General features: G+C 40.7%; 15 protein-coding genes. 5 read left to right on the forward strand and 10 right to left on the reverse strand.

The features are described from left to right. Positions 1 to 23 precede the first annotated feature (23 nt). The 4 genes from JOC94_RS04320 to JOC94_RS04335 all read right to left on the reverse strand — a co-directional run bounded on the left by JOC94_RS04320 (position 24) and on the right by JOC94_RS04335 (position 5,796). Positions 24 to 1,439: a YfcC family protein gene (locus tag JOC94_RS04320; protein ID WP_077111056.1), complete on the reverse strand. Its 1,416-nt coding sequence runs from the start codon at positions 1,437 to 1,439 to the stop codon at positions 24 to 26. Positions 1,440 to 2,441: 1,002 nt separating this feature from the next. Continuing rightward, positions 2,442 to 3,734: an MFS transporter gene (locus JOC94_RS04325; RefSeq protein WP_077111058.1), complete on the reverse strand. Its 1,293-nt coding sequence runs from the start codon at positions 3,732 to 3,734 to the stop codon at positions 2,442 to 2,444. A gap of 119 nt (positions 3,735 to 3,853) precedes the next feature. Further along, positions 3,854 to 5,032 carry a metal-dependent hydrolase family protein gene (locus JOC94_RS04330; protein WP_253191868.1) on the reverse strand — a complete coding sequence of 393 codons (1,179 nt, stop codon included), beginning with the start codon at positions 5,030 to 5,032 and terminating at the stop codon, positions 3,854 to 3,856. Positions 5,033 to 5,085: 53 nt separating this feature from the next. Beyond that, positions 5,086 to 5,796 carry a GntR family transcriptional regulator gene (locus JOC94_RS04335; protein WP_077111062.1) on the reverse strand — a complete coding sequence of 237 codons (711 nt, stop codon included), beginning with the start codon at positions 5,794 to 5,796 and terminating at the stop codon, positions 5,086 to 5,088. 820 nt (positions 5,797 to 6,616) lie between these two features. On the opposite strand from JOC94_RS04335, the gene JOC94_RS04340 reads away from it, so the two are divergent. After that, positions 6,617 to 6,958 (forward strand): DUF3139 domain-containing protein, encoded by a 342-nt coding sequence (locus JOC94_RS04340; protein ID WP_077111064.1) that lies wholly within the window; start codon positions 6,617 to 6,619, stop codon positions 6,956 to 6,958. Between the two features lie 208 nt (positions 6,959 to 7,166). Continuing rightward, positions 7,167 to 8,744, forward strand: a complete 1,578-nt coding sequence (locus JOC94_RS04345; protein ID WP_077111066.1) for an esterase/lipase family protein — start codon at positions 7,167 to 7,169, stop codon at positions 8,742 to 8,744. Positions 8,745 to 9,543: 799 nt separating this feature from the next. On the opposite strand, the gene opp4C is transcribed toward JOC94_RS04345, so the two are convergent. The 5 genes from opp4C to JOC94_RS04370 form a co-directional block, all read right to left on the reverse strand. Further along, on the reverse strand, positions 9,544 to 10,446 hold the full coding sequence (gene opp4C, locus JOC94_RS04350; RefSeq protein ID WP_077111067.1) for an oligopeptide ABC transporter permease: 903 nt from the start codon (positions 10,444 to 10,446) through the stop codon (positions 9,544 to 9,546). A gap of 19 nt (positions 10,447 to 10,465) precedes the next feature. Beyond that, complete coding sequence (locus JOC94_RS04355) at positions 10,466 to 11,416, reverse strand: ABC transporter permease (RefSeq protein ID WP_077111070.1); 951 nt, start codon at positions 11,414 to 11,416, stop codon at positions 10,466 to 10,468. A 95-nt stretch (positions 11,417 to 11,511) separates the two neighbouring features. After that, entirely contained in the window at positions 11,512 to 13,164 is a 1,653-nt protein-coding gene (locus JOC94_RS04360) for a peptide-binding protein (protein WP_077111072.1), read from the reverse strand. Positions 13,165 to 13,226: 62 nt separating this feature from the next. Next, complete coding sequence (locus JOC94_RS04365; protein WP_139345602.1) at positions 13,227 to 14,243, reverse strand: ABC transporter ATP-binding protein; 1,017 nt, start codon at positions 14,241 to 14,243, stop codon at positions 13,227 to 13,229. Then, on the reverse strand, positions 14,224 to 15,222 hold the full coding sequence (locus JOC94_RS04370; RefSeq protein ID WP_077111074.1) for an ABC transporter ATP-binding protein: 999 nt from the start codon (positions 15,220 to 15,222) through the stop codon (positions 14,224 to 14,226). Before JOC94_RS04370 ends, JOC94_RS04365 begins: the two co-directional genes overlap by 20 nt. Positions 15,223 to 15,890: 668 nt before the next feature. Between JOC94_RS04370 and JOC94_RS04375 the strand changes: the two genes are divergently transcribed. After that, positions 15,891 to 16,340 (forward strand): GNAT family N-acetyltransferase, encoded by a 450-nt coding sequence (locus JOC94_RS04375; protein ID WP_077111076.1) that lies wholly within the window; start codon positions 15,891 to 15,893, stop codon positions 16,338 to 16,340. Positions 16,341 to 16,666: 326 nt separating this feature from the next. Here JOC94_RS04375 and JOC94_RS04380 read toward each other — a convergent pair whose 3' ends face one another. Beyond that, complete coding sequence (locus JOC94_RS04380; protein ID WP_139345603.1) at positions 16,667 to 16,816, reverse strand: lmo0937 family membrane protein; 150 nt, start codon at positions 16,814 to 16,816, stop codon at positions 16,667 to 16,669. Between the two features lie 330 nt (positions 16,817 to 17,146). Here JOC94_RS04380 and JOC94_RS04385 point away from each other — a divergent pair, with 330 nt between their 5' ends. Together JOC94_RS04385 and rodA are read left to right on the forward strand one after the other, a co-directional pair. Further along, entirely contained in the window at positions 17,147 to 17,749 is a 603-nt protein-coding gene (locus JOC94_RS04385) for a spore coat protein (RefSeq protein WP_077111162.1), read from the forward strand. 144 nt (positions 17,750 to 17,893) lie between these two features. Further along, positions 17,894 to 19,072 (forward strand): rod shape-determining protein RodA, encoded by a 1,179-nt coding sequence (gene rodA / locus JOC94_RS04390; protein WP_077111078.1) that lies wholly within the window; start codon positions 17,894 to 17,896, stop codon positions 19,070 to 19,072. Positions 19,073 to 19,852 lie beyond the last annotated feature (780 nt).

A 19,852-nucleotide genomic window follows, 5' to 3' on the forward strand; every position in this document is an offset into this window, starting at 1 on the left:
TTTCAGCCCTCCGTTTTATTTCATTAAAATATTGCTGTCGCTACCATCATTAATATGACTTGTAACACAAGCATGATTCCAAATAAAGGCATGATAAACCTGTACCATCTAACCATGGAAATGCCCATAATCGCACATTCAATCGCTACCCCGGTTGGCCAGAACATGTTGGAAAATCCATCACCAAATTGAAAAGCAATAACGGCAATTTGTCGGTCCATTCCCGCCAAGTCGGTAATGGGGGCCATGATCGGCATGGTTGCCATCGCTTGTGCAGCTCCTCCCGATATAAATAAGTTTATTAGATTTTGAGAAAAAAGCATCCCTAGTGAGGTCAAGTAACTATTTGTGCCTACTAAGAAAAACGACAAATAGTAAATGACAGTATCGAGAATCGCGGCATCTTCCATCGTAATAATGGCTCCCTTTATAAAACCGATCGTCAGAATCCCGAATAAAATTTGTTTCGCGCCATCAATAAAGATGTCCATGATTCTTCCCAAGGAATATCCGCTCAAAAATCCTACAATGAAAAACATGAGTAAAAACAGCGCGGCTAATTCATCAATATACCATCCCAATTTTAACGTAGAATAAATGATCATAGCGAATGTAATGATTAATGCAAGGAGACTTAACTTATGCTTCCATAACAACTTCTCTTTTTTTAGTGTGATTTGATTAATGGCGGCCACTTTTGTTCCATATAAAATTGATTTTGTAGGGTCTTTTTTTACTTTATGCGCATAATACATCACATAAGAGATGACTGCGATTTCAAAGATGATAAAGACGATCAAACGAAACGATAAACCAGAAGAGAGGGGGACATTTGCAATTTCTTGAGCAATTCCGATTGTAAATGGATTTGTAAGCGCGGCGGCAAAGCCTGTCGCAACACCGACAAAGACGATGGCCCCGCCAACGATGGCATCGTAACCAAGGGCGATTGCCACGCCGATAAATACAGGAATGAGTCCGTATACTTCCTCATAAAGTCCAACAGTTGCCCCTAAGATTCCGAACATCACCATTGAAATAGGAATAAATAGGAACGTTTTATTTTTTAATTTATCTACAACATTACCTAATACGACACTGAGTGTTCCATTTACTGTTAATATGTGGACAAACACATAAGCGAAAATAATAAAGAACGTGATCGATGCTGTATCAACGAATCCCAGTTGAATATTTTTAAATAAAGCAAAGACAGATGGAAGGTCTTTTTCAATGGTTTTATAAGTGCCGGCAACGACAGTTACGTCACCATTTTCATTTTCAACCCGGTCAAACTCTCCTGATGGAAGTACTAAGGAGAGAATGTAAATAAGAAAGACGATACTTAAAATGACAACATATGGATGAATGTTTTCAAGATTAAAAAATTTCTTTTTAAAGTTACGAGGTTCTTGTTTTTTTGCTTGAACAGTATCCAATATTTTACCCTCTCTTCATCGCTTTGTTCTGTCATTTTGCTTGGTTGTCGTCAGGGGAGGTGGGCGTGACAATAGTGTAAAAGATTGTAAAAGTTGACTGACAGAACTATGGCATTGCTGTCAGAAGCAAGTTAACGGATTATATAACTAAAGTCTGAATGAAAGGCAGAACACATTTTTAGCAATCGCTTTCAAAAAGGATTCAACCACGTTCTTGCTTCCAAGATGATTGCCCTCAGACCTACCGCACCTATCGACAAAACAAAATACAGACAAAGTTAATATGGACCTTATCATTCTCTTTCTTCGAGAAGAAAGAGAATCACAAGATAGTAAATGTATCTTATCCCATCTTTATCTTCCTTCGATATATACAACTTGTATAAAAATAACAAGTATACTTATCCGATACGTATAAATCCCTTATAAAAGCTTATATATCCGGACATTCTATCATCTTATAAAAGACTAAGCACGAATATAAAGACGAGGCTGGCATTAATAAGGTTGGTGGTATAACTCGATCTAGAAACATTCCGTGGGCGGCTGGTGAGCCTCCCCGTGCTTGTGTGCTTTTGCAGAATCATTCATGCCTTTCTCTTGCGGGAGAGTCTACGTATCTTCCATCGTTAATACAGTGCATTGTGTGTCGCCCATTAGCGTCGATCCTTTGAGATATGCTCCAGGCTTGTTTTTCCTTCGCATGGAAGGTAGATATTCAACATCGTCCGATTTACGACAACGATGTGTGATCCGGCTTAGCCGAATAGGTGCATAAAGAAAAAGAGGTGCCGGTTTTTCTAAAGAAGACAAAGCTTCAAAGGAGAGAAACGACAACCTCTATCTGATTGATAACTTAATGAGGAATTATCATTTAAAACGAGTTAATCTATACGAGGAAAAACATCAATTCCTCTTATAAGTTAAAAGTGAAAAATAGTCAATAACTTATAACACGTTTGCATCAAGGACTCCATTTTTTAAAAAAAGTGATGTGACAAGTTACTGTTGTTCGTCACCAGCAGGTTCTCCAATTTTCATATTGAAGAGAACGATTGTCGTAATAATGGCACTAAAGATAACATAAAATGCTGGCGCGATTTGCATGTTTGTTACTTGGATTAAATAGGTGGATATAAACGGTGCTGTTCCGCCGAAACAAGCCACTGCGACATTGTAACTAAAGGAAAGTGTACTGTGTCGCACTTTTACTGGGAAAATTTCTACTACGGTTGCCACACCCGGTCCAGAATAAAGCGCGATCAACAATGCATAAATAATCATGGCGATAACAATCAAGACTGATTTACCTGTTGCGATCATGAGAAACAGCGGATATATTAAAATGCCTAACGAAATAGAGGAAGCGAGCAATAATGGTTTCCGCCCAACTCGATCAGAAACAAATCCAAAAATCGGAACAAAAATTAAAATGATCATTGGTGCGATAATTTTTGCAATTAAAGATACTTTATCTGGAAGTCCAAGTACACCAGTTAAATAAGTCGGAATAAAGGTTAATAATCCATAATAAGAAACTGTCCAAAAAATGGTAAAGCCAATTCCGGTTAACATTTGTTTTCTGTATTTTGAAAATAATGAAATAATATTCCCGTTACTTGTATCTTCACTTTTCTTGGCATCCTCGAACTCAGGAGATTCATTTGCTTTTTGGCGAATATATAACCCTGCCACACCGAGAATACCTGAAACGAAAAATGGAATTCTCCATCCCCATTCTTCTAACACAGGTGCGGGCATGAATGTCGTTAAGAGTACGAAGAACATTGCGCCACTTAGTGTGCCGACCGTGACACTGACTTCTTGAAAGCTGCCCCAAAAGCCCCGTGAATGTTTGTTTGCTGATTCAACGATATAGGATGCGGCGGCTCCGTACTCTCCGCCTGCTGAAAACCCTTGTGATAATCGGGCGATCACAAGTAAAATCGGTGCCCAAATCCCGATTATTTCATGGCTCGGTATGATCCCCATTAAAAAAGTTCCGAGCGACATGATGATGATTGTTAACGATAAGGCTTTTCTTCTCCCCACTTTATCCCCATAGCGACCGATAACGAGTGCTCCGATCGGCCGCATCAAAAATCCAACTGCGAAGGTAGCGAATGTTTGCAGAAGACTTGATAAAGAGTCATCTGTCATAAACACATTGGCTGCGATATATGTTGCAAAATAAGCATAAATACTGTAATCAAACCACTCGACGACATTTCCGATACTTCCTGCAAAAACGGATTTACGGATGTTTCTATTGTTATTTACTGCTGTTGAGGCCATCAAAAAACCCCTTTCTTGTAGAAATATGAGCTGTCGCGGATCGTTTTGTTTTTATGTTTGACGTAAAAATGTATTTGGATCCGCTATCATTGCAGTATTTATGATGATAAATGGCGTCGTTATGGATAATTGTCGACTAACTTGCCATTTTTCATGACCATTTTATCCGATTTTAAGATGTGTAGGTTTTCTAATGGGTTGTTAGGTAATATGAGTAAGTCAGCTTTTTTTCCTTCGGCAAGCACGCCTCGATCAGGTAAATCCAAACATTCCGCAGCTACCCGGGTCGATGCGTGGATGACTTGCATAGGTGTCATGCCGACATCATGCATAAACAATAGTTCATCGAAATAGGCGTCTGCACCCGTGACAGATGAACCGGCATCTGTTCCAGTAACGATATTGACACCGATTTCAATTGCTCTTTCAAGCATTTGGCGATGGGGTTCTAATACTTTTTCCGACTTCATACGAACCCACGCTGGCACACGTTCATCAAACGCCAGTCGTTTGTAAACTTCGAGTGTAGGAATCAAATAAGTTCCCTGTTCTTTCATCTGTTGCAATGCTTCTTCATTGGCATATATACCATGTTCAATCGTGTCAATTCCCGCTTCTAAACAAGTAAGAATTCCTTCCAATCCGCCAGTATGGGCCGCCACTTTTTTATTGCGCTTATGTGCCTCTTCGACAACAGCTTGTAATTCTTCTTTCGTTAACTGCGAGGAACCGGGCTCTTCTCCGTAAGTCGTCATTCCACCGGTAGCCATTACTTTGATAAAGTCGGCTCCTTCTTTAAACAGTTGTCTCGTTGCTTTTCTAGCTTCATCTGCTCCATCGATTTCCCGGCAAATATGGTATACATGCCCGCCAGTCATTGAGATGGCTTCTCCACAAGTAATAACGGTTGGACCCATCAATAATCCGGATTCAATGGCGTTGCGCAGTTCAATGATCGTACGATGTATCGAACCGACATCCCGAACGGATGTGATGCCTAATGACAACGTTCTCAACGCGTTACGATATGATTTTAACGCAATAAAACTATCATCTTTATGGTGCATGACAAATTCATCGTCTGCACTCCCATCCCACATTAAATGGACATGGGCATCAATAAGTCCGGGGATAACGTATTGATTTGAACAGTCTATCACGTGATCTTCCAGCCCGATGGAAGGAGGTTCGTTGCTCATTTGTATAATCATATCCCCCTCGATGACAATGTTCATATGAGGTGTCACATCATTCGTTTTCCCATCGATGACATGACAATTTTTTAAAATCGTTTTCACAAAGATCCTCCTTTAGTCATTACGGCTCGAGCAAAACATAGAGTACTAGTTTGCTATCTGAAATTTACTTTATATTTCCAAATGTTTGTGTTGACATAGTGAGTGTTTATATCAATTGGGTTGGAATCGGTATCCGATGAAATACGAGTGATTTTTAATATGGGCTCACCTATTTTTATATCCAAGTGTTTGCCAACTTCTTCATCCGTTATAAAAGGTTCTACTTCTTCTTCCACTTCTTTAATTTCAATATCCATTTTCTCTTTTAACATTTCCCCGAGGACGACAAAATCATCGTTTTCTTCAAACACTTTGATCGGGATATTCGGATCAGGGTAGTGATGAATATAAATAATCGGCTTCTGATCGATGTAGATCACTCTGCTGACCTGTGTAAGAAGCCGTGACGCTTCTACGTGATAAAGTTGGGCGATTTCTGCATTCGTCACTTGATCAATGGAAAGAACTTTCGCTGATAAATGTCCTTCTTGTTCTAGATAGTTTAGTTTAAATCCGGTCATTCTAGTCCAAGCTTCAGAGACTGTGCGACTAGCGACAAAAGATCCTTTTCCTTGAAAACGATAAATATACCCATCGCTTTCTAATTTCGCCAAGGCTTGCCGGACAGGAGAACGACTCGCATTGTACAGTTTGTCCAATTCAGATTCAGAAGGCAATTGTTCACCAACTTTATAAGTTCCACTTAAAATCTTGCTCACCAAATCATCATAAATTTGTTGATGAAGCGCTTTTTTTGCTCGCAAGTTTCTTCCTCCTTTCTTGTCATCGGTAGTATAGAAGAAAACGGTAACATAATGCGTGCTGCTTCTTCTCTCATTTGGTGTTTACATAAAGTGATTGCAACTTATTATAACAAGTTAAAGTTATTATAATAAGTTGGAGAAGCAAAGTAAAGAAGTTTTTTATGGGAAATTTTGGATTTAGTGTTAAGAGTTACGTGTTTTTGGGAGGAAATGAAGTTCAAAAATCCTTAATCGTAATAGAGAACGAGGGAGATGACAACATTAAGGAGGAAATACTAAAGGATAGGAGGAAGTTGTGAAAGAATAACCGTTTTCGGTGTTCAGATATTGTGGCAAACAAAACAAGGTGACTTTGATAAAGACTAGAAGGTTTTCATCGGAGGGTCCTTCTTGGCTTGATCGCCATTGAAAAACATATGAATGTGTGTTATTGATTGTTAAAATCTCATTTTATTCTAAGAGATGAGTCAGAAAGCAACAAAATCGGCTAGTTTCAGCTTTGAAAATACTATTGTAGGAAGCCTTTCAAAGGCTATGTGCTTGAACCATGACGGCAATCTTTAAAAAGCGCAATAAAGCCAGCGCTTCGTGGTTAATAGAACACTGTCTAATTTTCCAAAAGGGAGGCATCCTCTTATTTTTATAGAGAGCCAACGGCGCTCGATATATAGCGAATGCGTCATCCAGCCCATTCAAATAATGGTGCCAGTTTTTCTAAGGAAGGCAAAACTTTAGCGACAACTTCTATATTGAAACATGATACTTTGAACTAGCACTTGTAAAAAGACAGGTAATCACAATATACGGGGAGGTCGTCATAATGAAAAAGTATGTAATTGTCATTTTTTGTTTGATTACGTTTATTTTGGGGAGTGTTTTTGCTGTTAAATGGTACGAACGACACCAAACGAATAAAATCGTGATGAATTATTTACAAGAAAAAAAGTACGATAAAAATATTAAAACCAAAGAAATCAAGTATGATTGGAAGCAAGGGGGGTTTTACATAGAAGTGATCTATAAAGATGAGCCGGAATACAGGTATGAGTATTATCCTCGACGTAGTGAGAAGCATGGTGTTTTTATAATGGGATTTGATGAACAAAATGTTAGTCTTAGAATTAATAATAAAGGTAAGTATATGGATTATGATGATTCGTGAATCTTCACGATCGTTTCAAAATGTAAACACGACACTGTATGCAGCGACTTTACCCTTCGCGTCAAGCTTTCAAAGAATAAAGGATAAATATTCCAATATTTACACACTGATTATTCAGTTTATTTAAAAACATCATTCATTTTAGAATTGAACAACCACCCGCTTTCATAATGATCAATAAATGATCAATTAAATGGAGGAGAATTAAATGAGAAGCCGCTTGCTCGTCATGTTCTTGTTGGGATTGTTTGTCCTATCCACTCCAATCCATGCATTTGCCCAATCAGGAGGTTTGCAAGAAGAAAGATGGGGCAGCAAAGAAAATGATTTTTCGAAAATGGGGAAGATCGGCAATAGAAATAATGAAACACCAGGGGAATGGTTTTTAGGAGACACGCCCCCTAATCCACAACCAGATGCTCCGGTTTTGTTGTTTGTTCCTGGTTTAAACAACGTTGCTCAAATTTTTCTAGAGAAAAATGGTTTGTATCAAGCGGCATATGAGGCAGGTTATGAAACGGCCTTCATCCAATTGTATGATGCAGGTGGAACCTCAGCAGATATGTGGAAGAATGGAAAGTTACTTGCTGAAAAAATAAAAGAAATATCGGAGTATTTTAATGGTAAGCCGATTACCATTATCGCTTATAGTAAAGGGGGGATTGATACACAAGCAGCGGTGACGTATTATGGTGCATGGCCATATGTGCACAATGTGATTACATTGTCCAGCCCCCATCATGGGTCTGAATTGGCGGATTTGGCAAATAGTAAGTGGGCTGGATGGTTAGCAGATTTATTAGGTGTACGAGGCGAAGGAATGGCAGCAGTAGAAACAGGTTATATGGAATATTTCCGCTCAATGACAGATGACAAACCGTATGCGTATGTAAATGATTTTTATACTGTTGGCGGAAGAGATTGGGGAAAAATATTTTCTCCGACGTGGTTTGGTGGTGTATACTTATCTAAATTTGGCGAAAATGATGGAGTAGTTACAGTAGCGAGCTCACGTTTGCCAAAAGGACAAGAAATAGAAATTGGTAATTGGAATCACATCTCCATCCGTAGCAGCATTATTTTCCCCGTCATTGAACATTATCTTTCAGCCCCTGGGAAGAAAAATAATAAACAAAAATCAAACTTAATGTACCTGACAGTACCTAACGGTGACCGATTTATACAAGGGAATAAAATAACTAAGAATAAGAAAACCAAACAGTTTTTTCCAATTGAGACGCATGTAGATAAGGCAACATTACAACTATACACTGGACATCAACTAGCTGAAGTACACCTTGTTGATCCCAAGGGAAATGTTCATGCTGTCACACAAAATGTGACCATGGAAGACACAGGTATTTTTGATGGCGCAAAAGCCTACTCTGTTGAAGTGGAGAACCCTTTACCAGGAGAATGGTCGATTCAAATGAAGAGCTTACAAGAAAATGCTTATTTGCTTCATGCTCAGTTTAACAAAGCAAAGACCAAGAACATTATTTCACATGTCAACCATGACAAAAATGTCGTTAAAGAATATCAATTAAAAGTGGATAAATCTGCTGTAAAAGAAACTAGTTTGGAAGCGGTATATACAGTAATTGATTCGAAAAACAGGACCAACGTATGGACATGGAAAACGAAGGGAACTTTAAATTTATCAAAAGATCTCTCTCATTTGCAAAAGAATCGCAACTATAATATCACGGTTGATATTACTGGAGAGACGAATTCGGGATCGCCATTCAAACGGACAATTATCGATTCCGTGTACTTGTCTAATTAAAGGGAGCATATCCAATCTCGTCCATGATCAGGATGGTAGGACTCGCATGTTGACGCAGAAATTTTTGGATCTAATTTGAAAAAGAGTTAAGAAGAAAATTCTAATAATTGGCATATTTATTGTTGTATTAGTAGTGATTGCTGTTGCTGTAGGTTTTATTTCATTAGCGTTGCCGTACCTTTCTTTAAAATGATACTGATTGACTATCGCGGATATGGTGGATCTGGGAAATATTTCCCGCAATATAATAACTGAAGATATTTCGGCTTTTTTAGATGCTCTTTCTCTTGATCGTGTAAACCTTGTGGGAGTATCTCGAGGGGGACAGAATGCTACCTTTGTTGGCCATAAAGAGATCTGACATAATAAAGAATTTAGTTATCGCAGATAGCTTCAGTAACCTCCCTCATTGAGCTCTAAATTTGTATAAATATCAAACGCTTTGTTTTCATTACTTCCTTACAACGATTATCAATCTTATGCCATATCCATTATGAGTATTATCCTCGGCGTAGTGAGAAGCATGGTGTTTTTATAATGGGATTTGATGAACAAGGTGTTGATCTCAGCATTAATAATAAAGGTAAGTATATGGATGATGATTCGTGAATTTTAGATGAATGAAAAAACATGATTTCGAGTTTAGGTATTTGTGGCAAAGGTGACAACTGGTCACCTTTGTGATTCCAATGACACAATCGCGGGGTAATGATAAAAATGTTTGTGCAAATATATACGCTTTACGCGCTTTTGTTGAAACAGGGAAGGTAACTTAATAAGTATATTCGCTCTTGCCTCATTAACGTTCTTTTGGATCGAGTGCATCCCGAAGTCCGTCTCCCACGAAGTTAAAGCATAAGACCGTAATGAATATCATGAACCCGGGAAAAGCGGGATACCAGGGAGCTTTCATAAGGACGGTGACATTTTGGGCATCCTGCAGCATATTCCCCCAACTTGGTGTTGGCGGCTGGACGCCCAGTCCAAAGTAGCTCAAGGCGGCTTCAGTCAAAATGACCGTGCCAATCAGTAAAGTAGCCGTTACGATAATCGGACTCATGGCATTTGGCAACATATGGCTGAAAATTATTTTATACGACCTTGTCCCGATCGTTCTTGACGCTAGTACAAACTCTTTTGTCCGCAATGCTAAAAATTCCCCGCGAACAATTCTTGCAGTGCTTGTCCATGATATCAGGGCTAAGATGAAAATAAGTTTGTTCATGCCGGGCTCAAAAATCGTGACAATTGTGATTAAGAGAAAAATAGAAGGAATGGAGAGCACAATATCTACTAATCTCATTAAAACAGCGTCGAGGAATCCGCCATAATAACCTGCAAGCGCTCCAATGGTCGTGCCGATGACAAGGGTGCCTGCAACTGAGCTGAATGCTATAAGCAAGGAAATTCGGCCTCCATATAGTAAACGCGCTAAAATGTCACGCCCCAACCTGTCTGTCCCAAGCCAGTGTGCGGCACTGGGCGCCGCGAGTTTATTCGCTACATCTGTTTCAGCCGGATGATAGGGGGAAATCCACGGGGCGAGTATTGTTAAGAAGATAATGATCAGTAATACAATAGCACCAAAAACAGCTAGTTTATTTTTCTTGAATTTATGAAAATATAGCTTCATAAGCGTTTCAGGCTTCTCTTGGATTGATTGAATATCGTTTAACATTGATTCACAGTCAGGGTGTGCCATCCTAATCCCCCTTTCTCCTTTAATACTCGATCCTCGGATCAATGACAGCATATAGTATATCCGCCAATAAATTTCCGAAAACGACAAAAATGGATGAGAGAAATGTAAGAGCCATGAGAACTGGATAGTCACGGCTAAATGCGGATTCAATAAAGAGTCTGCCAATACCCGGCCAGCTGAAAACCGCTTCTGTAATGGCTGCTCCCCCAATAAGTGATGGAAGCATCAGGCCGAAGAGGGTAATAATGGGAATCATTCCATTTCTTAATCCGTGCTTCAACACGACTGTCCTCTCATCAAATCCTTTTGATCTGGCGGTTCTGATATAATCTTGTTGTAACACCTCCAACATGCTGGCGCGAGTGTATCTCGTCAGAGCCGCCATATCGGCAACAGCAAGCACGAATGCCGGCATGATCAGATGGTGGAGCCTGTCCCATATGCTGAAAGGAGCATTCAATGTTGCCGCACCACCGGTCGGAAACCACCCAAGCTGTACTCCGAACAAAATAATCATCATCAGGCCCAGCCAAAAATTGGGGGTAGCCATTCCCAAAAATGAGCCGGCTGTCACTGTATAATCGAGTTTCGTATAGGGCCTTATGGCCGACAATATGCCAAGCGGTATCGCAAGGAGGAAAGTGATAAGTAAGGATACGCCCATTAGTAAAAGGGTATTGGGCAAGCGATTCATGATCATTTCACTAACCGGGACACCTCTTCTGATCAAAGAAGTTCCAAAATCGCCTTTCAGGATGTTTCCCAGCCATTTCCCATATTGGACGTGGATTGGTTCGTTCAACCCGTATGTTTCTTCAAACTTTTCGATATCCTCATGTTTGATCCTCGGATCCATATACAGACTTGCGGGGCCGCCCGGAGCTGCTTTCATAATGGCGAATGAAATCATTGTGATGCCGATCAGCAGCGGGATGGCCATCAAAATCCGGCGAATAATGAAAGAAATCATTCGTATGCTCCTTCCGCTAAATCAGAATGCCCGACCCGCTCTATCATAGGTTGGATGAAAACAGAGTGGATCCCCATCCCTTTTCATCAATTATCTTATTTGCTCAGCCACCATTTATGTGGTTTATATATCTTGTGTAGGGGATGGAACTCATACCCTTCAAGTTCTGCGGGCATTGCCCGATATTCTGTTGGATAGAAAAGCAACGTATAAGGCAAATCTTCAGCAAGTTTTACTTGAATGTTTCCAAGCAGTTTTTTGCGCTTTTCGCGATCTCTTTCTTTCAACTGTTGTTCCAGCAATCTATCAAGTTCCGGATTGGAATAGCCAATAAAGTTGAGTCCTTTTTCAATTTCCTTTGAATGAAAGAAAATGCTTGGATCCGGGTCTGTCCCAAGTAACCAGGCGAAAATGACCGCATCAAAATTCCAAACACCTGGTTTAACGTCGTTGGTAAAAGTACTGTACTCTACAAAAACCGGCTTTACTTCGATCCCTACTTTTTTCAATTGTTCTTGTAAAAGAACAACAACATCTTCTCTTACTTGGCTGCCAAGGTTTGTTTTTAGTTCAAAGGAAAATCTTTTACCGTCCTTTTTAAGAATGCCGTCTTTTCCCGGCTTCCAACCCGCATCGGCAAGGATGCGCTTTGCTTTGCCGGGGTCGTATGTAAACTTTGGCACATCATCATGATAAGCCCAGCTTAAAGGACTTTCTGGAACATGGGCCACTTCGCCGTGACCTTCCAAAATTTCATTTACAATCGCTTCCCGGTCAATTGCGTGGTTGATGGCCTGGCGCACTTCTTTGTCTTTGAATAATTCATTTCTCATATTCCCGGCAAAAAAGGTGTAGGAAGGGGCCAATCCTTCTTTCAGTTTAATTCCGATCTTATCTTGGAATGACTTTACTGTTTCAATATCCGAAGCCGGGATGCCGGCATAAAAATCAATGTCGCGGTTTTGTAACTGGGTGAGCAAGGCATTGGTGTCAGTGGCAAATTTCACCGTAATCGTGTCCAAATGAGGCCTGCCCTGATAATAATCTTCAAAAGCTTCGACCTTTACAAACTCCCCATCTTTCCATTCAACGAATTTAAAAGGCCCTGAACCGATCGGTTTTTTTGTGTTGAATTCGTGTTCAGCCAGTTCGTGAATGGGAACATCTTTTAAAATGTGTTCCGGCAGGATCCCAAAACTCAAGCCAATCGAATGAAACTGGGCATCCACTTTGTTCAAGTGGAATTTGATTGTTCTATCGTCAATTTTTTCAACACTTTCCAATGCTTCAAAGTAGGATTTTCTGGGCCCGTCGTAATCATCGTTCAGGGGAATACGGTAGGTAAAGACAACATCATCTGCAGTAAGAGGCTCGCCGTCATGAAATTTGATTCCTTCTTTTAATTTGACTGTGTAAGTCAGTCCATCTTCTGATTCCTTAACACTGGCTGCCAGTTTTTCGGTGTTAGGGCCGAAGTCTTTCTTGTTTGAACCAACAAGACCTTCAAAAAGGAAGTCTTGAATATCTGCACTAACGCCATCAGAGGAATAGAGCGGATTAAAAAGGATAGGTGAACCAATCGATCCAATAATCAAATCTCCGCCATCCTCAGGATCTTTCTGTTCTGTCAGTGTTTCGCCCCCCTGAGACGCGCGATCGTCGGTTGTCGTTTTTTTTTCCATGCATCCACTAAAAAGCAGCGATAGAAAAAGCATGATGCCTAGCAATAACCATGCAGGTTTTTTCATGAAAAATCCTCCTAACTGTCTATATAGAAAAACCCCCATGTGTTTGATGATTTGTGTCTTTTTCAAGTCATTTTGCAGTTTTTATATAAATGACATGTGACAAAATGCTCTTTCCTTATCTCATAAAAGTGAGGCTCAGTATGCTGGCAAATATCTATTGCTGCCGGGCAGCGGGTATGAAATACGCATCCCGTCGGGGGATTTGCCGGACTGGGCAAGTCTCCTCTTAATACAATTCTTTCACGGGGTTTTGCCCCTTTTTTTCGTAGAACCGGTACTGTTGACAGCAAAGCTTTTGTATATGGGTGAAGCGGGTTTTCATACAAGGATTTTTTATGGGCAAATTCCATTATTCTTCCAAGATACATCACAGCAACGCGGCTGCTGATGTAACGTACGATGCTTAAATCATGGGAAATGAAAATATATGTAAGACCAAACTCAGCTTGCAACTCTTTCATTAAATTAAGAATTTGTGCCTGGATGGAAACGTCAAGTGCCGACACGGCTTCATCCGCGATAATTAGTTCGGGATGAAGAGCCAATGCCCTGGCGATGGCTATCCGTTGGCGTTGGCCTCCAGAAAGTTCGTGTGGATAACGATTCATATACGCCGGGCTTAGGCCTACTTTCAAGAGTACTTCCGCCATTTTTTGTGTGCGCGTGTTGCGGTCGTATAGGCCATGGGTTGCAAAAGGTTCGTTTAAAATGGATTTTAGTGCTTTTCTCGGATTCAAAGAAGCGTATGGGTCCTGAAAAATCATTTGGATATTTTTTCTGACGGAGCGGAACAGTTCCCTTTCCGATAGATGCGATATATCTTGTCCCTTAAAAAAAATCTTTCCTTCCGTTGGTTCGTATAAGCGAACAAACATCCTGCCGGCTGTTGACTTGCCAGAACCCGACTCTCCGACAATACCGAGTGTTTCTCCTTTTTTGACATACAGATTGATACCGTCCACAGCTTTTATTTGCCCTACAGTCCTTCGGAAAACACCAGCTTTGACAGGGAAATGTTTCTTAAGATTTACGGCTTTCAACATATACTCGTTTGACTTATTAACCGGTATTTTCGACATCTCTTTCCCCCTTGACATCATATAAAAAGCAGCGCACAGATCGGGCGGTGCCGATTTTTTTCAAATCGGGGGAGTCTGTAAGGCAACGGTCAAATGCGTGAGGGCAACGCCCAGCAAAACGGCAGCCTTTTGGAAGGTGTTCCGGTAAAGGAACGTTACCCGGAATCGGAATCAGTTTCCCGGTGTCATCATCCATGACAGGAATCGAATTAAGCAGACCAATTGTGTATGGATGAAGCGGTTCATGAAACAGGCTATCTACTGGAGATTCTTCAACAATTTGTCCACAATACATGATCAGCACTTTGTCTGCTACTTCGGAAACAACCCCAAAATCATGGGTAATGAGGAGAATCGCTGTTTGAAATTTTTTATTTAGCTCCTTCATCATATCTAAAATTTGCGCTTGTATCGTTACATCCAATGTTGCGGTTGGTTCGTCTGCTATCAGAAGCTTTGGGTCACAACTCATTGCCATGGCAATCATAACCCGCTGTCTCATTCCCCCTGACAGGCTGTGGGGATATTCATTTACCATTTCCCTCGCCCGCGGGAACCCGACCATTTTTAGAAGTTCAACGGCTTTGCGGGAAGCTCCTTTTTTCGATAGTTTTTTATGATACATTAAGACATCGATTATTTGCTCTCCTATTGTTAAAACAGGATTTAAAGAGGTCATCGGTTCCTGAAAAATCATTGAAATCTCGTTTCCCCTTATGTGATACATTTCCTTTTCCGGGAGGGGGAGCAAATCAACGTCATTAAATATCATTTGGCCCTCCACTATCTTGCCCGGCGGATTTGGAATGAGTTTCATAATGGATAAAGCTGTGATGCTCTTTCCTGATCCCGATTCTCCGACCAGGGCAACGGTCTCTCCCTTTTTGATGAATAAGTCGACTCCGTCAACTGCTCGAATGCACTTTTTATCAACAAAGAAATACGTCTTTAAATTTTTTACTTCGAGCAATGCGGTCAATCATACCACCATCCTTGTTCAGACTTATCATGATGCTTGTTTGAGGTAATGATAAAGGGAACTCGATTGTGTCATTATAGGAAAATTTTGAACAAAAATAACAAGGAACCGCCTCAATAATTCATTTCCGAATATATCATAATTCAGTATTTTATTCATGAGTGTAAAGGGCTATTCATAGGACCAGGAAGCATCATGATTGAATAAATAAGAACAGGTTTTCCCTCTAATTGTTTCTGTTTTCAGCATTCCGTGATCCGACTGTTCATGAACGGTGGAATTGTCTGGTTGTACAGATCAAAAGGCCTATACCTAATAGCTGACCATGCAGCTATGGTTTATAAGACCATACTAGTACAAAATGTATTCCAGCACAATCAGTTTTTGGCGAAAATTGTCAAATGATGTCGTTAAAAGTAATAGTAACCGTTTTCTTTCGTGTTTATTTGTACCACCACGTTGCCGGGAGTTATTAATGAGTTTTCCTCTCCGTACTTGCCGGATATTAGGCAACATAAAAAGTCTGTACGTCGGCTGATTCATCTGCCCTGTTTGTTTAAATAAGTATCGACATTGCTGAATGACCAAGCCGGTTTTCTATTATTTTTTGAAACTTAAGTCATGTGTTATAATGAAAATTTTAAAAAAGTTGGCAAGGGGTAGAGGAAATGGAATGGAAATTGAAAACGTTCGATGAATTGACAGTGGACGAACTGTATTCAATACTGCAGGCAAGGGTAGATGTTTTTGTTGTAGAGCAGGAATGTGCTTACCGTGAACTTGATGATCATGATCGGGTCGCTTTTCATCTGTATGCTGTCGATGCTGGAAAATTGGCCGGATATGCCCGGATTTTGCCTCCGGGAAGTGCTTATCGAGAACTGTCGATAGGAAGGGTGCTCATTCGAAAAGAGTATAGAAGAAAGGGGTTGGCGAAAGAGTTAATGAAAAGGGCTCTGCGGTTTATTCAACAGCAGACAACGGTAGACTGCGTAAAAGTTCAAGCCCAGGAGTATTTATTATCCTTTTATGGCTCATTTGGTTTTCAACCTGTTTCGGAAGTCTATATGGATGAAGGAATACCACACGTAGATATGATCTTGCAATTGGATGACTAAAGCCCGTTCGATGGTCTAAATGGTGTTTGTCGAAATATATACTCAGACGGGCAGGACGGTTTTTGGACCTCTATCGCCACCGGACCTGAAGGGCTTTGATCAAGAGGCAAACTTGGAACAATACATGCTCCTGCGACGTACGGTATTTACTAAATAAGATTCAGGCATTTCCTGCGATGAGCCGGTCAGCATCGACTTGGTTAAATGTATCCAGTCAAGTTCCATGAACATCGCAGGAAATTGAAAACGAGCTGATTGAATCGGGGGTTTCATACGTGAGCAGGCAAATGAACGGGAAAACGGAGCCACTCAAGAAACGTGCTGGATCAATCGGTGCCGCGTCTTCCTGTAATCAAGTTAATAATGAAGATAATGATCGCTGCAACGAGAAGAATATGGATAAGGGCGCCGCCTACTTTGACAACAAGTCCGAGGATCCACAGAACAATTAATATCCCAATAATGGTCCAAAGCATATTTTTCACTTCCTTTCTTTGTCATAAATTACCCAAAAACAAGCAAATGAAACAACTATTTTCAACAGAGTGTCCCCCTCAATCTTTCGAATGCGGTTCAGGTAAAGAACAGATACAGGCGGATGGGCGGAATACTCTTCTTTTACTGTGTATTTTATGGATGGTTGATTGATTTTATAAATCGGACAAGAAATTTTTGGGAAAATCAATCGCAGGCTGTTTTAAGCGAAAGATCGGTGGAACAGGTGCTTTTAGCATTTTTCATGCTTATTTTTTTCGCATAAAAAAGAGAAAGAGATCAACAATAATCGAAGATGGAGGTGAAAAATGATGCAATTAGCAGGACATGAACTACGGGATCTCAGTGAACTCATTGCAAGCTGTTACAACACGGTCACTTGCATGGGAGCTTTTATCAACCAGGCGCAAGATCCTGATTTGAAGTCGATGCTTCAAAGGCATTACCCGAAGCATATTGCCGACTATAACTTGAAAGTGGAGTTTGTCCAAAGCAATACCACTCCTGATATTTCCAAGTTTATGCCGGATGATTTAATGACGAAACTGGATAACTACACGACTCCGCCTGTACAGCCTGTGCCTGCCGGAGCACCAAGAACAAATGCTCAGACACATACAGACAGGGAGATTGCCCTTGCCTACTTATTGAACCAAAAGGCAGCGGCTAAAAATTATGCGGCAGCCGTTTTGGAGTGTGCCAACCCGCACCTGCGGACTTTTTTGGAAAATGCTTTCTTGAACAGCAGCAGGCATTCCTATGAGGTGTGGCAGTATATGACAGAAAGGGGATATTACCCGCTTTCCCCAGCACCCCAGCCAGATATTCAAATGGTGGGGAGTATGTACGAAGTTGTTCCACAGCCGGCGACTTACATGGGAGATCAAGAGCCTCCCCAGCAGTTTTTACAGTGAGAAATGGAGACAGGCAAACGTTTGCCTGTCTCAGTTTCATTTCGGAGGCGGCATCTTCAAAATTTGTTCCTTTTTAATTCGTCCCTAATTCAGTATAATGTTAAGATGGTAGAGCGTTATTTTTATGGAAGAGGAGTAATCGAGATGACCTCTGAGAAAAAGCCCATCCCTAAACTGGATTACGGAATTGTTTTAACAATCATGTTAATGATGATTGCAAGCGCAGTTGTCATTTACAGTGCCCAAACGACGGGACAATATGGTGGAACAAACTTTGTTTTACAGCAACTCGTGTGGTATGGAATCGGAACGGCTGTTGCAGTGTTTGTCATACAGTTTGATTCCGATCAGCTAAGAAAAGTGTCCTGGTACTTGTATGGAATTGGCTTGTTGATGTTAATCATCTTATTTCTCGCACCTGAAACCTGGTCGTTTACAAAGAAGACAAATGGTGCGCAAAGCTGGTTTTTTATTCCTAAAGCCGGGGCTATTCAACCGTCGGAGTTTATGAAAGTGTTCACGATTCTTGTCCTTGCAAAAGTGACGGCTGATCATCATGTGAAATTTATTCGAAAAACGACGAAAACGGATTTTTGGCTTCTGACCAAGCTAGGTCTCATCGTGGTAGCTCCCGTTGTGTTTATTCTAAAACAGCCCGACCTTGGAACATCTCTTGTGTTCGTGGCCATTTTTCTTGGAATGGTGTTTGTGTCAGGCATCACCTGGAAGCTTTTGGTCCCCATTTTTTCTGCAGTCTCGTTATTGGGCGGCACGGTCCTGTATATCGCGATCAACAAACCGGAGCTGTTAAAATATTTTGGTGTGAAGCCATACCAATTTAAGCGGATCTATTCGTGGCTTGATCCATACACACATCAATCGGATGCAGGGTTCCAGCTCATGAGATCAATGCTTGCCATTGGCTCGGGACAAACGAGTGGAAAGGGATTTGGGAACCGTGAAGTATACATGCCGGAAAGCCATTCAGACTTTATTTTCAGTACGCTCGGCGAGGAATTTGGTTTTATCGGCGGAAGCATTCTCGTTAGTTTATTCTTTTTATTGATTTATCAGATTACAAGAGTGGGACTAGATACAAAAAACCCATTTTATTCTTATATTTGCGTCGGGGTAATCTCGATGATCACTTTTCATGTTTTTCAAAATATCGGTATGACAATCGGGCTTTTGCCGATTACGGGAATCCCGCTTCCGTTCATCAGTTACGGAGGAAGCTCGCTCTTGTCGAATATGATGGCGATCGGACTTGTTCTATCCGTCCGATATCATTATAAAAAATATATGTTCTCTTCAAGTGAATAGCATGGGCAAGCTGATTCAAAAATGAATTGCAAGTCACTTTTGCATCGATTAAATCGACAAAGATGCATAAGTGACTTGTTTTTTTGTTTTAGCATGTGTTTGTTAGTTGGCATGAATTTTGCGAAATATAAAAAAGAACTACAGGCAAGACATGCTTGCAGGTGAAATGATCAAAGAAGGGAGATAGATGATGAGAGGCAACAGTGTCCGATAAACGATCCCGTGATGATTTAACCAGTTTCAGTCATTTAGGGCAAAATGAGTGCGTGGATGGAAATAAATAACAGAACAACAGAACTTCTGTTTGTGTTTTTCACACCCATACATTGTTGTAGTATGACTTGCGGAATTCACGACATTGATGAAATGCGTTTTGTATGTCTACTGCGATGAGAGTATTCAGTGGTTTTCACAATAGGTCAACATACACTCTGGAAGTATCGCTGCTTTTGGCGTTTCCCTTGAAACCGCTTTTTTAATGTCTGAGTTTAAGACGATTATGGGAGCGTGGATTGTAACCCGGCTAAACCGATTTTCGCGATTGTTTAACTGTTTTCGATATCGTTACAAAAATATGCTTCATCGCGGATGATAGCGCTTGAAATACTGTCTTATAAAAGATGCTTTTTGGGCATTTGTGTTGGCGTATTTGAGTCCGCTTTCTGTGGGTACGTTAGGAACGTAATGTGCTGGTGTTCCTTTCCAAATTTCAGCGCCAGGGGATCGAGAGGCTTGGCACTTGCCAGGTTTAATGAAATGACTGGATTCTATGCGTTGGTC

It is taken from the genome of Siminovitchia thermophila (assembly GCF_016909185.1).
Classification (GTDB): Bacteria; Bacillota; Bacilli; order Bacillales; family Bacillaceae_C; genus Siminovitchia; species Siminovitchia thermophila.